Origin of the sequence: Sinorhizobium saheli, from assembly GCF_001651875.1 — a bacterium.
In the GTDB taxonomy this organism is placed as follows: domain Bacteria; phylum Pseudomonadota; class Alphaproteobacteria; order Rhizobiales; family Rhizobiaceae; genus Sinorhizobium; species Sinorhizobium saheli.
The window spans coordinates 18,323-31,243 of sequence record NZ_LNQB01000044.1; the positions used below are offsets into that span (position 1 = coordinate 18,323).

Sequence of the window (12,921 nt, forward strand, 5' to 3'; positions counted from 1 at the left end):
ACTAATAGGCAAGGAGACGAGGAGGTGCAAGCCATGTTGGAGAAGACGGAAAAGCGGCGCGGGGCCTCAACGGGCGGGCAGCGGGCGCTCAACTACATGCCCGGCTTCGGCAACGACTTCGAGACCGAAAGCCTGCCCGGCGCCCTGCCGCAGGGGCAGAACAGCCCGCAGAAATGCGAATATGGCCTCTATGCCGAGCAGCTCTCCGGCTCGCCGTTCACGGCGCCGCGCGGCACGAACGAACGCTCCTGGCTCTACCGCATCCGGCCGAGCGTGCGGCACACCGGCCGCTTCCGGAAGATCGATTATCCGTATTGGAGGACGGCGCCGCACGTCGTCGAGCATTCGCTGGCGCTCGGGCAATTGCGCTGGAGCCCCTTGCCGACACCCTCGGAGAAGCTCGACTTTCTCGCAGGCATCCGCACGATGACCACGGCGGGCGACGTGCTGACCCAGGTCGGCATGGCGGCGCATGCCTATGTCTTCAACGCCGACATGGTCGACGACTATTTCTTCAACGCCGACGGCGAGCTGCTGATCGTGCCGGAGACCGGCGCGATAGAGGTCTTCACCGAGCTCGGCAGGATGGACGTGGCGCCGTCGGAAATCTGCCTCGTGCCGCGCGGCACGATGTTCAAGGTGGCTCGGATCGGCGAGGAGGAGGCCTGGCGCGGCTACATCTGCGAGAATTACGGTGCCAAGTTCACGCTGCCGGATCGTGGGCCGATCGGCGCCAATTGCCTCGCCAATCCGCGCGACTTCAAGACGCCGGTCGCCGCCTTCGAGGACAAGGAGACGCCGTGCCGGGTGCAGGTGAAGTGGTGCGGCTCCTTCCACATGGTCGAGATCGGCCATTCGCCGCTCGACGTCGTCGCCTGGCACGGCAATTACGCGCCTTACAAATACGACCTGAAAACCTTCTCGCCGGTCGGCGCGATCCTGTTCGACCATCCGGACCCGTCGATCTTCACGGTGCTGACGGCGCCTTCGGGAGAGGAGGGTACGGCCAATGTCGATTTCGTCATCTTCCCGCCGCGCTGGCTGGTGGCCGAGCACACGTTCCGGCCGCCCTGGTACCACCGCAACGTCATGAGCGAGTTCATGGGGCTGATCTACGGGCGCTACGACGCCAAGGAGGAAGGCTTCGTACCCGGCGGCATGAGCCTGCACAACATGATGCTGGCGCATGGACCGGATGCCCTGGGCTTCGAAAAGGCGACAAGCGGCGAGTTGAAACCGGTGAAGCTCGACAATACCATGGCCTTCATGTTCGAGACCCGCTTCCCGCAGCAACTGACGCGCTTTGCCGCCGAGCTGGAGACGCTGCAGGACGATTACATCGACTGCTGGGCCGGCCTCAAGAAGCGTTTCAACGGAACGCCGGAGGGCGACTGGTCTTGAGCGCACGTCTTGTCTTGCTCGGCAGCAAGGGCGGCCCGGCGATCCGGCCGGGCGGCCCCTGGCCGACCTCTTCGCTGCTCGAGATCGGCGGCCGCAGCATTGTGGTCGACTGCGGGCTCGGCGTCACCCGTGGGCTGACCGACGCCGGCATGTCGCTCAAGGCGCTGGACCTGATCTTCGTCACCCACCTGCATTCGGACCACGTGCTGGAACTCGGGCCGCTGATCCACACCGCCTGGACCGCCGGGCTCGCGCGTCCGGTGCGCGTCTTCGGACCCGCCGGTACGCGCGCCTATTGGCAAGGCTTCCTTCAGTCGATGGCATTCGACATCGACATCAGGATCATCGACGAGGGCAGGCCCGATCTCGGCACCCTCGTCGAGATCACCGAATTCCCGGAGGGTGAAGTCTTGTCGCAGGACGGCCTCACCGTATCGGCGCTGCGCGTCGATCACCCGCCGGTCACGGACTGCTTCGCCCTGCGCTTCGATCACGCGGAGGGCACGGTCGTGTTCTCCTCCGATACGGCCTATTTTCCGCCGCTTTCCGACTTTGCGCGCGGCGCCGACATTCTCGTCCACGAGGCGATGCTTGCCGCAGGGGTCGACCGGCTGGTGGCGCGCACCGGCAACGGCGCGCGGCTGAAGGAGCATCTGCTCGCAAGCCACACATTCGCAGAACAGGCGGGCGCGATCGCAAAGGCGGCCGCCGTCGGCCGGCTCGTGCTTCACCATCTCATCCCGGCCGACGACCCGGAGGTCTCGCAAGCCCACTGGATCGCGGCGGCGCGCAAAAGCTGGCCGGGCGCCTTGACGGTCGCTTCCGACGGCCTTGTTGTGGAGTTTGCGGATGATTCGTCCGCGTAGAGGAGGACTGCATGAAATTGGCGACACTCAAGGACTCCACCCGCGACGGCAAGCTCGTGGTGGTCTCGAAGGACCTGACCCGTTGCTCGGAGGTGGGCCATATCGTCCGCACGCTGCAGGCGGCGCTCGATGACTGGGCGCATGCGGGGCCGCGGCTTGCGCGCGTCGCCGAAGGCATCGAGACCGGCTCGCAGCCGACCATGCGCTTTCATGAGCACGACGCGGCCTCGCCGCTGCCGCGGGCGTTCCAGTGGGCGGATGGCTCGGCCTATGTCAATCACGTCGAACTCGTGAGAAAGGCGCGTAACGCCGAAATGCCGGAGAGCTTCTGGACCGACCCGCTCCTCTATCAGGGCGGTTCCGACAGTTTTCTCGGGCCCCGCGATCCGATCCCGATGGCCGACGAGGCCTGGGGCATCGACATGGAGGGAGAAGTCGCGGTGGTCGTCGACGACGTGCCGATGGGCGCGAGCATCGATGAGGCGCGGGAGGCGATCCGGCTCGTCATGCTCGTCAACGACGTTTCGCTGCGCGGCCTCATCCCCGCCGAGCTCGCCAAGGGCTTCGGCTTCTATCAGTCCAAGCCCTCGTCCGCCTTTTCTCCGGTCGCCGTGACGCCGGACGAGCTCGGCGATGCCTGGGATGGCGGCAAGCTGCACCTGCCGCTTCACGTCGATCTCAACGGCAAGCCCTTCGGCCGCGCCAATGCCGGCATCGACATGACCTTCGATTTTCCGCAACTGATCGTCCATGCCGCCAGGACCCGCCCGCTTGCGGCCGGCAGCATCATCGGCTCGGGCACCGTTTCCAACAAGCTCGACGGCGGGCCGGGCAAACCGGTCTCGGAGGGCGGCGCGGGCTATTCCTGCATTGCCGAGCTGCGCATGATCGAGACGATCGCGAGCGGCGCGCCGAGGACGCAATTCCTGAAGGTCGGCGACGTCGTCCGCATCGAGATGAAGGACCGCACCGGCCACTCGATCTTCGGTGCGATCGAGCAGACGGTCGAGAAATACGACCGCGCCTGAGCGGAGGGGCACCTGATCGATCGGAGGCGAGGGGATGACCGAGACCGTTCTCTACGATTACTGGCGCTCGTCGGCGAGCTATCGCGTGCGGATCGCCCTCAATCTGGTCGGCGAGGCCTATCGCTCCGTCCCGGTCGATCTGCTCGCCGCGGCCCATCGCGGGCCCGAGCATCTCGCCCGCAACCCGCAGGGGCTCGTGCCCGTGCTCGACATCGATGGCGAGCGGTTGACCCAATCGCTCGCCATCGTCGAGTATCTCGCCGAAACGAGGGCGGTGAGCGGCTTCCTGCCCTCCGACCCGATCGGCCGCCAGCGGGTCCGCGCGCTTTCCTATGCGGTGGCGATGGATATTCATCCGGTCTGCAATCTCGGCGTCGTCGCCCATGTGATGGCGGCGGCCGAGGACGGCGAGGCGGCGCGGCGGGGCTGGATGCAGAAGTTCATCGGCGACGGGCTCGCCGCGCTCGAACGCATGCTGGAGCACCCGGCTACCGGCGCCTTCTGCCACGGGGACCGGCCGACCATGGCGGATATCTGCCTCGTGCCGCAGGTCTACAACGCGCGGCGCTGGGAGGTCGATCTGTCCGATTGCCCGCGGATCGTCGCCATCGATGCGCGCTGCGCCGAAATCGACGCCTTCGCAAGGGCGCATCCCGACCGCGTGAAGCCTTGAAGCGCGTCCGCCTTGGGCTCACCGAAGGATGCATTCCGCCATGACCGGCCGTGACCCGTTCCGTCCAGCCAATGTCGCGAATGGATCGGCGGGTCGGAGATCGCCGCGCTAGTTTTCGCGTGACTGCCCGTGTAAGGGGGCGCAACACCTCAAGAACGAGAGACCGATCGATGAAAAGCTATGTGCTGACCGTCACCTGTAAATCCACCCGCGGCATCGTCGCCGCCGTCACCGGCTTTCTGGCGGAGAAGGGCTGCTACATCAGCGACAGCTCGCAGTTCGACGATCTCGAAACGGGCCTGTTCTTCATGCGCCTGACCTTCATCAGCCAGGAAGGCGCCAAGCTCGAGGAATTGCGCGAGGGTTTTGATCCCATCATCAAGCGTTTCGGCATGACGATGGACATCCGCGATTCCGAAGAGCGGATGAAGGTGCTGCTGATGGTGTCGCGTTTCGGCCACTGCCTGAACGACCTGCTCTATCGCTGGAAGATCGGCGCGCTGCCGATCGACATCGTCGGCGTCGTCTCCAACCATTTCGACTACCAGAAGGTCGTGGTGAACCACGACATCCCCTTCCACTGCATCAAGGTGACGAAGGAGAACAAGCCGAAGGCCGAAGCCCAGCTACTGGAGCTCGTCGAGCAGACGGGCGCCGAACTGATCGTGCTCGCCCGCTACATGCAGGTTCTGTCCGACGCGCTCTGCAAGAAGATGTCGGGGAAGATCATCAACATCCACCATTCCTTCCTGCCGTCCTTCAAGGGCGCCAACCCCTACAAGCAGGCCTATGAGCGCGGCGTGAAGCTGATCGGCGCGACGGCGCACTACGTCACCGCCGATCTCGACGAGGGTCCGATCATCGAGCAGGACATCGCCCGCATCACCCATGCCCAGTCGGCCGAGGATTATGTCTCGATCGGCCGCGACGTCGAGAGCCAGGTGCTGGCCCGCGCCGTGCACGCGCATATCCACCACCGTACCTTCATCAACGGCAACCGCGTCGTCGTCTTCCCGCCGAGCCCGGGCAGCTACGCCTCGGAGCGGATGGGCTGAAGCGACTGGGGTTACGGTGTTGCTTCGGCGAGTGCCGCGGCTATAGTCACGCCTGGAGTTGGCAAAGCGCTTCGGTGGGGCGATTGCCCCTCACCCTAACCCTCTCCCCCAGGCGGGGAGAGGGGACGAGTTCATCCGTCGAGCCTCCGCGATATGGGAGTTGAAGGCGAGGCGGTGCGGCATGACCTTCGCCCCGCAGGCGGGGAGAAGGTCGCGGCAGCGGGTTGAGGGGCCGAGCAGCACGCGCTTCCTTGCGGGAGGACCAGATGAGCAATCGTGACCCAGTCGTCATCGTTTCGGCGGCGCGCACGCCGATGGGCGCCTTCCAGGGCGGACTGAAGGATATGACCGCGCCGGAACTCGGCGCCGTCGCACTGAAAGCTGCGCTCGATCGCGCCGGTCTCGATGCGGTCGACGAGGTGCTGATGGGCAATGTCCTGCCGGCGGGTGTCGGACAGAACCCGGCCCGGCAGGCGGCGCTTGGCGCCGGCCTCGGGCAGGAGACGCCCTCGACCACCGTCTCCAAGGTGTGCGGCTCGGGCATGAAGGCGCTGATGCTCGGCCATGATGCGCTTCTCTCCGGCAGCGCCTCGCTCGTCGCCGTCGGCGGCATGGAGTCGATGACCAATGCGCCCTATCTCCTCCCCAAGGCCCGCGGCGGTTTCCGCCTCGGTCATGGCGAGGTCAAGGACCACATGTTCCTCGACGGGCTCGAAGACGCCTATTCCGGGCGGCTGATGGGCACCTATGCCGAGGATGCCGCCCAGCATTACCAATTCTCCCGCGCCGACCAGGACGCCTTTGCGCTGCGTTCGCTCGAGCGGGCGCTGAAGGCCGCTGAGGACAAGTCCTCCGCCGACGAGACCGTTGCGATCGTCGACGGCGGCAAGCGCGGAACGGCCAATCTCGATCGCGACGAACAGCCGACAAAGGCCGATCCGGCGAAGATACCGAAGCTCAAGCCCGCCTTCCGTGACGGCGGCAGCGTCACGGCGGCGAACTCCTCGTCGATCTCCGACGGGGCGGCGGCGCTGATCCTGATGCGCGCGAGCGAGGCTGAGAAGCGTGGGCTGACGCCGCTTGCGGCCGTTGCCGGCCATGCCGGGCATGCGCAGGATCCCGCCTGGTTCACGACCGCGCCGATCGGCGCCATCGACAAGCTCATCGCCAGGCTCGACTGGGAGAAATCGAGCGTCGGCCTCTACGAGATCAACGAGGCCTTCGCCGTCGTCGCGATGGCAGCCATCCGCGACCTCGGCCTTTCCGGCGACATCGTCAACATCCACGGCGGCGCCTGCGCACTCGGTCACCCGATCGGCGCCTCCGGCGCCCGCATCGTCGTCACGCTTCTCCACGCCATGCGCGCCAACGGCGTCAAACGCGGCATCGCCTCGCTCTGCATCGGCGGCGGCGAGGCGACGGCGGTGGGGCTGGAGTTGCTGCAGTAGGAACCCTTTTGGGGAGTTTGCCCCTCAGCTTTGCCCCTCACCCTGGCCCTCTCCCCGCTTGCGGTCGCTTGCGGGGAGAGGGGAAGAGGTCGTGCCTCGTTTCCTCTTTGCCACGCTGCAATCGAATCCGGCCTGAGGCCGGTCAAAAACAGCGATGGCATGATTCGGTCGCGGCAAAGTCCCTTCGCCCCGCTTGCGGGGAGAAGGTGCCGGCAGGCGGATGAGGGGCGACTCGCACCCCGCAATCAAATATGCAGCGCATGCCCCAGGGTCTTGAAGGCCGCCTCCTGGAGTGCCTCCGATTGCGTCGGATGGGCATGGATCGTGCCGGCGATGTCCTCCAGGCGCGCGCCCATTTCGATCGCCAGCGCGAAGGTGGCGGAAAGCTCGGAGACGCCGTGGCCGACCGCGTGGATGCCGAGGACGAGGTGGTTGTCGGCGCGGGCGACGACGCGGACGAAGCCGTCCTCGGCAAGCGTCGTCATGGCGCGGCCGTTCGCCTGGAAGGGAAACTGGCCGACCCTGACCTCGATGCCGGCCGCACGGGCCTCCTCCGGCGAGAGGCCGGCGCCGACGATCTCGGGATCGGTGAAGCAGACGGCCGGGATGCAGCGCTTGTCCCAGCTTCGCTTCTGCCCGGCGACGATCTCGGCGACCATCTCCCCCTGCGCCATCGCACGGTGCGCCAGCATCGGCTCGCCGGTCACATCGCCGATCGCGTAGATGCCGCGCATCGAGGTGCGGCAGTGGTCGTCGATGCGGATGAACTTGCCCGAGCGGTCGAGGTCGATCTCCTCCAGACCCCATCCCTCGGTCACCGGCCGGCGGCCGACGGTGACGAGCACCTTCTCCGCCGCCACCTCGAAGGAGCGGCCGTTCTCCTCGGCAAGCAGGCCGCGCCGGTCGGCCGTGAGCCGCTTCGCGGCGGTGCGCGTGAAGACCTGGACGCCGATTTCGCCGAGGCGCTTCATGACCGGCCTGGAGAGGTCGGCGTCGTATTGCGGCAGGATGCGGTCGAGCGCTTCGAGCACCGTGACCTTCGACCCCAGCTTGGCGAAGGCGGTGCCGAGCTCGAGGCCGATATAGCCGCCGCCGATGACCGCCAGCGTCTCCGGCACCTCGGTGAGTGCCAATGCTTCGGTCGATGAGATGACGTTGCCGCCGAAGGGGAGGTCCGGAAGCGCCACCGGCGCCGACCCGGTGGCGATCACGACCGCCTCGGCGCGGATACGCTGCAGGCCCGTTTCCGTCTCCACGTCCACGGTCTTGCCGTCGACGAAGCGTGCCTCGCCAAGGACCGCCTTGACGCCGGCCTTCTTCAGGAGGCCCGTGACGCCGCCGTTGAGCCGGCCGACGATGCCGTCCTTCCAGGCGATCGTGCGCCTGAGGTCGATCGCCGGCGCGTTCAGCGACAGACCGAGCGGGCTTCGGCCGGAGGCGGCCACCCGCAGCTTGTGAAACTCCTCGGCCGCATGGATCAGCGCCTTGGACGGGATGCAGCCGACGTTGAGGCAGGTGCCGCCGGCCTTCGCCTTCTCGACGATCACGGTGTTGACGCCGAGCTGCCCGGCGCGGATCGCGCAGACATAGCCGCCGGGGCCGGCGCCGAGCACTAGGAGCTTGCAGGAGATTTCCTTCATGATCGCTCACCCTTCAACGAAAATCAGCGCCGGCGTTTCGAGCAGCGTCTTCAGCCGCTGCACGAAGGTGGCGGCATCCCAGCCGTCGATGACGCGGTGATCGAAGCTCGACGAGAGGTTCATGATCTTGCGCGGCACGAATTGCGTCCCGTCCCAGACCGGGCGGACCGCGATCTTGTTGACGCCGACGATCGCGACCTCCGGATGATTGATCACCGGCGTCGAGGCGATGCCGCCAAGGGCGCCGAGGGAGGAGATGGTGATCGTCGAGCCGGTGAGCTCGTCGCGCGTCGCCGTGCCGGTGCGGGCGGCCTCCGCCAGCCGGTTGAGTTCCGATGCGCAGTCCCAGATGCTGCGCGCCTCGGCATGGCGCACCACCGGCACCGTCAGGCCGGCGGGCGTCTGCGTGGCGATGCCGATATGGACGGCCGCGTGGCGATGGACGATGCCGGCATGGTCGTCGAAGATGGCGTTGACGCCGGGCTGCTCGGCCGCCGTCTTCACCAGCGCGCGCATCAGGAAGGGCAGCACCGTCAGCTTCGGCTGCTCGGGCTTGCGGTCGCGGTTCATCGTCGCGCGCAGGTCTTCGAGCGCCGTCACGTCCACCTCCTCCACATAGGTGATGTGGGGAATGCGCGAGGTGGAGAGCGACATCTTCTCGGCGATCCGCCGCCTGAGGCCGGTGACCTTGATCTCCTCGACCGCGGTCTTGCGGGCAAGGCCGACCTGCGCCGGCACCGCCTCGGCCCCGCGGCTCAGGAAGAGCTCCAGATCCTCATGGGTGATCCGGCCGGCAGGGCCGGTGCCGGTCACCTGCCTCAAGTCGATGCCGCTTTCCCTGGCGCGCAGCCGCACCGCCGGGGAGGCGAGCGGCTTCATCGAGGCGTCGTGCACCGGGCGCGGCTCGGCCGGCGCCGGCCGCGGCTCGACCCTTTGCGGCTTCGGCGGCGCTTCCGCCTTCGCGGGGGCGGCGACCGCCACGGGTTCCTCCCGCACCGCGTCGGCAAGCGCCTCGGGAACGCTGTCGGGCGCGGGCTCGCCTTCGCCGGCTGTCTCGATCCTGACGAGCGGCGCCTTCACGGCGATCGTGTCGCCGATTTCGGCTCCGAGCCAAAGAACCTTGCCGGAGACCGGCGAAGGAATCTCGACCGTCGCCTTGTCGGTCATCACCGCCGCGAGCACCATGTCCTCGCGCACCGGGTCGCCGGGCTTCACGTGCCATTCGACGAGCTCGGCCTCGGCGACGCCTTCGCCGACATCGGGCATCTTGAGGATGAATTCGCCCATCGCCTCAGGCCTCCATCGCTTCGGTGAATGCGCGGCCGACGCGCGCCGGGCCCGGGAAATAATCCCACTCCTGGGCGTGCGGGTAGGGCGTATCCCAGCCGGTCACCCGCACGACCGGGGCTTCGAGATGATAGAAGCAGTGCTCCTGGACGAGGGCGACGAGCTCGGCGCCGAAGCCGGAGGTCAGCGTCGCCTCGTGCACGACCACGCAGCGCCCCGTCTTCGTGACGGATTGGACGATCGTCTCGAGATCGAGCGGCAGCAGGCTGCGCAGGTCGATCACTTCCGCATCGATCCCGGTCTCCTCGGCGGCCGCGAGCGCCACATGCACCATCGTGCCGTAGGCGATCACGGTGAGCGCGGACCCCTTGCGGCGTATCTCCGCCTTGCCGATCGGTATCGTGTAGTGTCCCTCCGGGACCTCGCCGAGCTCGTGCTTCGACCAGGCGGTGACCGGGCGTTCGTGGTGGCCGTCGAAGGGGCCGTTGTAGAGCCGCTTCGGCTCCAGGAACATCACCGGATCCGGGTCCTCGATCGCCGAGATCAGCAATCCCTTGGCGTCATAGGGGTTCGACGGCACGATGACCTTCAGGCCGCAGACATGGGTGAACAGCGCCTCCGGGCTCTGGCTGTGCGTCTGGCCGCCGAAGATGCCGCCCCCGGTCGGCATGCGCACGACGATCGGACAGGTGAAGTCGCCGTTCGAGCGGTAGCGGATACGCGCCGCCTCCTGGGTGAGCTGGTCGTAGGCCGGGTACATGTAGTCGGCGAACTGGATTTCGACGCAAGGCTTCAGCCCGTAGGCGGCCATGCCGATCGCGGTGCCGACGATACCGGATTCGCTGATCGGCGCATCGAAGCAGCGGGTCTTGCCGTATTTCGCCTGCAGTCCCTGGGTGCAGCGGAAGACGCCGCCGAAATAGCCGACATCCTCGCCGAAGACGACCACATCCTCGTCGCGCCCCATCGAGACGTCCATGGCGCTGCGCACCGCTTCGATCATCGTCATCCTGGCCATGTCAGTACCCCGCCTTCTGCCGCTGGCGTCGGATATGCGGCGGCATCTCGGCATAGACGCCCTCGAAGATGTCGCGCACCGAAGGCCGGCCGCCGGCGTGCAGCGTGCCGTGCGCCTCCGCCTTTTTCTGCGCCTGGATCACCTCGTCCATGATCTCCGCCTCCGCCTGGGCGTGCCGCTCTTCCGACCAGACGCCGCGCACGATCAGGTGCTTCTTCAGTCTCAACACCGGGTCGCCAAGCGGCCAGGCCTCCGATTCCGTCTTGGGCCGGTAGGCGCTCGGGTCGTCGGAGGTCGAATGGGCGCCGACGCGGTAGGTCACGTATTCGATCAGCGTCGGGCCGAGATTGCGGCGCGCCCGATCCGCGGCCCAGCGGGCGACGGCATAGACGGCAAGATAATCATTGCCGTCGACGCGCAGCGCCGGGATGCCGAAGCCGAGGCCCCGCGCCGCAAACGTGCCGGAGCCGCCGCGGGCGATGCCCTGGAAGGTCGAGATCGCCCACTGATTGTTGACGATGTTGAGGATGACGGGCGCCTTGTAAGTCGAGGCGAAGACAAGCGCGGAATGGAAATCAGACTCGGCCGTCGAGCCGTCGCCGATCCAGCCGGCCGCGACGCGCGTATCGTTCTTGATGGCGGATGCCATGGCCCAGCCCACGGCCTGGACGAATTGCGTGGCGAGGTTGCCCGAGATGGTGAAGAAGCCATGCTCCTTGGAGGTATACATGACCGGCAGTTGCCGGCCATGGCAGGGATCGCTCTCATTCGAGAAGATCTGGTTCATCATCTCGACCATCGGGTAATCGTCGGCGATCAGGAGCCCCGCCTGGCGATAGGTGGGGAAGTTCATGTCGCCCTTGCGCAGCGCCTTCCTGAAGGCGCAGCTCACGGCCTCTTCGCCGAGGTGCTGCATGTAGAAGGATGTCTTGCCCTGGCGCTGCGCCATCAGCATGCGCGCGTCGAAGGCCCTGAGCAGCATCATGTGCCGGAGGCCCGCCAGCAATTCCTCGTCGGAGAGGAGCCCCGCCCAGGGGCCGACCGCCTCGCCCTCGCGGTTGAGAACGCGGATGATCGAGAAGGCCAGGTCGCGGATCGTCTCCGGATCGACATCCACCTCCGGCCGCGGCACGGAACCGGCCTTTGGAATCCTGACGTTGGAAAAATCGGGCTGATCACCCGGCCGGACGGCCGGTTCGGGGACGTGCAGAGTCAATCGACTGAATTCATCCATTGCAGGTTCCGGCCTCCTTCCGGATTGCGCATCGAACGCCATGCAGTTCCGCGAGAGTCGTCTCGCGGGGCCTTAGACGTGGATGGCGGCGGCCGTAGTACCGTACGCGCACTCCCGCGCGCCCCGGGCCGTCAAGCCGCCTGCAACCCCGCTCTCCCAAGGGGTTACGTCAACAGACTGCCACGAGTCCGGCGCCAGATGAAGGATTTTCGAGCCGTGCCGGGCGTCCGCGCGAAGAAAGACAGATTCGTGCCGGCGCCCCCATCGCGCCGCTCGCCGAGCCTGTGTGCGGCAGCGAATGCGGGTAATTTTCTTGCGCGAGGGGTTCCGCTCCCTGCCGGGAAAGCGCTGAGACGATGCTATGCCTCTGCCGAGGCGCGGCGCTGCAGGAGCGTCGCGCCTTCCCCTCGGTAGCCGCAGCCTCTATGGTCGCGCCATGCGTGACACCGACGAAGAACTCCGCCCGATCCTCCGCATCGACTTCCCTGAGGACGACCGCCTCGGGCGCGGCAAGATCATGCTTCTGGAACTGATCCGCGAAACCGGCTCGATTTCCGCGGCCGGCCGGGCGATGGACATGTCCTACCGGCGCGCCTGGCTGCTGGTCGATGCCTTGAATCGGATGTTCAAGGAGCCGTCGGTGGAATCGCAGCGCGGCGGCAGACAGGGCGGCGGCGCCGCGGTCACCCCTTTCGGCGAGACGCTGATCGCCCGGTTTCGGGCGATGGAGGCCAAGGCCCGCGCCGCAATCGCCGACGACCTCGACTGGCTCGAGGCCGCGCGTCGCGATGCGACGTGGTCCGGAGAGGGCTCTCCCGAGTGAAACGCCTTTTCGCTTCCCGCGCATCAAATCGCCCGGCTGCGAGGGCGCGCAGCCGGGCGACGTGGTTCATGTGCGGCCTAGATCACGATGATTTTCAGTCGGATCGACCTGAAATCATAAACGTGATCGACTCCAGGAATTTAGCGCGGGGTGCGGGCGGAAAACCGCGCACACTTTTCCTTATCCCGCGCTAGCTCAGAACTCCTCCCATTCGGCCGCCGCCGTCGCGGCTTTGCCGCCGAAGGCGCCGGCAAGCTTGCGGGAAAGGGCGCGAGCGGGCGAGGCGACCGGACGGCTGTCCGGCGCGGCCGCGCACGGGGCCATGCCGCCCTCGAGCTTGAAGCGGGCGATCAGCCGCGCCAGATTGGCCGCCTCGTCGGCGAGCCGGCTCGTCGCCGCCGTCGATTCCTCGACCATCGCCGCGTTCTGCTGCGTCACCTGGTCCATC

General features: G+C 67.0%; 11 protein-coding genes and 1 pseudogene. 7 read left to right on the plus strand and 5 right to left on the minus strand.

Annotated features, from left to right (window positions below; all coding sequences use genetic code 11):
* Positions 1 to 33: 33 nt before the first annotated feature.
* The 6 genes from hmgA (at position 34) to ATB98_RS01940 (ending at position 6,471) form a co-directional block, all read left to right on the plus strand.
* Positions 34 to 1,401 carry a homogentisate 1,2-dioxygenase gene (gene hmgA / locus ATB98_RS01915; RefSeq protein WP_066868367.1) on the plus strand — a complete coding sequence of 456 codons (1,368 nt, stop codon included), beginning with the start codon at positions 34 to 36 and terminating at the stop codon, positions 1,399 to 1,401.
* Positions 1,398 to 2,267 carry an MBL fold metallo-hydrolase gene (locus ATB98_RS01920; protein ID WP_066868369.1) on the plus strand — a complete coding sequence of 290 codons (870 nt, stop codon included), beginning with the start codon at positions 1,398 to 1,400 and terminating at the stop codon, positions 2,265 to 2,267. Before hmgA ends, ATB98_RS01920 begins: the two co-directional genes overlap by 4 nt.
* Positions 2,268 to 2,278: 11 nt before the next feature.
* Positions 2,279 to 3,295, plus strand: coding sequence for a fumarylacetoacetate hydrolase family protein (locus ATB98_RS01925; RefSeq protein ID WP_066868371.1), 1,017 nt, complete (start codon positions 2,279 to 2,281; stop codon positions 3,293 to 3,295).
* Between the two features lie 34 nt (positions 3,296 to 3,329).
* Positions 3,330 to 3,968: a maleylacetoacetate isomerase gene (gene maiA, locus ATB98_RS01930; RefSeq protein WP_066868373.1), complete on the plus strand. Its 639-nt coding sequence runs from the start codon at positions 3,330 to 3,332 to the stop codon at positions 3,966 to 3,968.
* Positions 3,969 to 4,138: 170 nt separating this feature from the next.
* Positions 4,139 to 5,023: a formyltetrahydrofolate deformylase gene (gene purU, locus ATB98_RS01935; protein ID WP_066868375.1), complete on the plus strand. Its 885-nt coding sequence runs from the start codon at positions 4,139 to 4,141 to the stop codon at positions 5,021 to 5,023.
* A gap of 266 nt (positions 5,024 to 5,289) precedes the next feature.
* Entirely contained in the window at positions 5,290 to 6,471 is a 1,182-nt protein-coding gene (locus ATB98_RS01940; protein ID WP_066868377.1) for an acetyl-CoA C-acyltransferase, read from the plus strand.
* Between the two features lie 245 nt (positions 6,472 to 6,716).
* Here ATB98_RS01940 and lpdA read toward each other — a convergent pair whose 3' ends face one another.
* From lpdA to ATB98_RS01960, 4 genes are read right to left on the minus strand one after another with little or no spacing between them, the layout of a single operon-like run.
* Positions 6,717 to 8,111 carry a dihydrolipoyl dehydrogenase gene (gene lpdA / locus ATB98_RS01945; RefSeq protein ID WP_066868379.1) on the minus strand — a complete coding sequence of 465 codons (1,395 nt, stop codon included), beginning with the start codon at positions 8,109 to 8,111 and terminating at the stop codon, positions 6,717 to 6,719.
* Positions 8,112 to 8,117: 6 nt separating this feature from the next.
* Positions 8,118 to 9,398, minus strand: coding sequence for a dihydrolipoamide acetyltransferase family protein (locus tag ATB98_RS01950; protein ID WP_066868381.1), 1,281 nt, complete (start codon positions 9,396 to 9,398; stop codon positions 8,118 to 8,120).
* A 4-nt stretch (positions 9,399 to 9,402) separates the two neighbouring features.
* Positions 9,403 to 10,416, minus strand: coding sequence for an alpha-ketoacid dehydrogenase subunit beta (locus ATB98_RS01955; protein ID WP_066868382.1), 1,014 nt, complete (start codon positions 10,414 to 10,416; stop codon positions 9,403 to 9,405).
* A 1-nt stretch (position 10,417) separates the two neighbouring features.
* A complete protein-coding gene (locus ATB98_RS01960; protein WP_066868384.1) occupies positions 10,418 to 11,650 on the minus strand; it encodes a 3-methyl-2-oxobutanoate dehydrogenase (2-methylpropanoyl-transferring) subunit alpha in 1,233 nt (410 codons plus the stop codon).
* A 436-nt stretch (positions 11,651 to 12,086) separates the two neighbouring features.
* On the opposite strand from ATB98_RS01960, the gene ATB98_RS01965 reads away from it, so the two are divergent.
* Positions 12,087 to 12,473 carry a winged helix-turn-helix domain-containing protein gene (locus ATB98_RS01965; protein ID WP_084435217.1) on the plus strand — a complete coding sequence of 129 codons (387 nt, stop codon included), beginning with the start codon at positions 12,087 to 12,089 and terminating at the stop codon, positions 12,471 to 12,473.
* A 195-nt stretch (positions 12,474 to 12,668) separates the two neighbouring features.
* Here the strand turns inward: ATB98_RS01965 and ATB98_RS01970 are convergent.
* A pseudogene (locus ATB98_RS01970) lies at positions 12,669 to 12,921 on the minus strand (methyl-accepting chemotaxis protein); the annotation flags it as partial.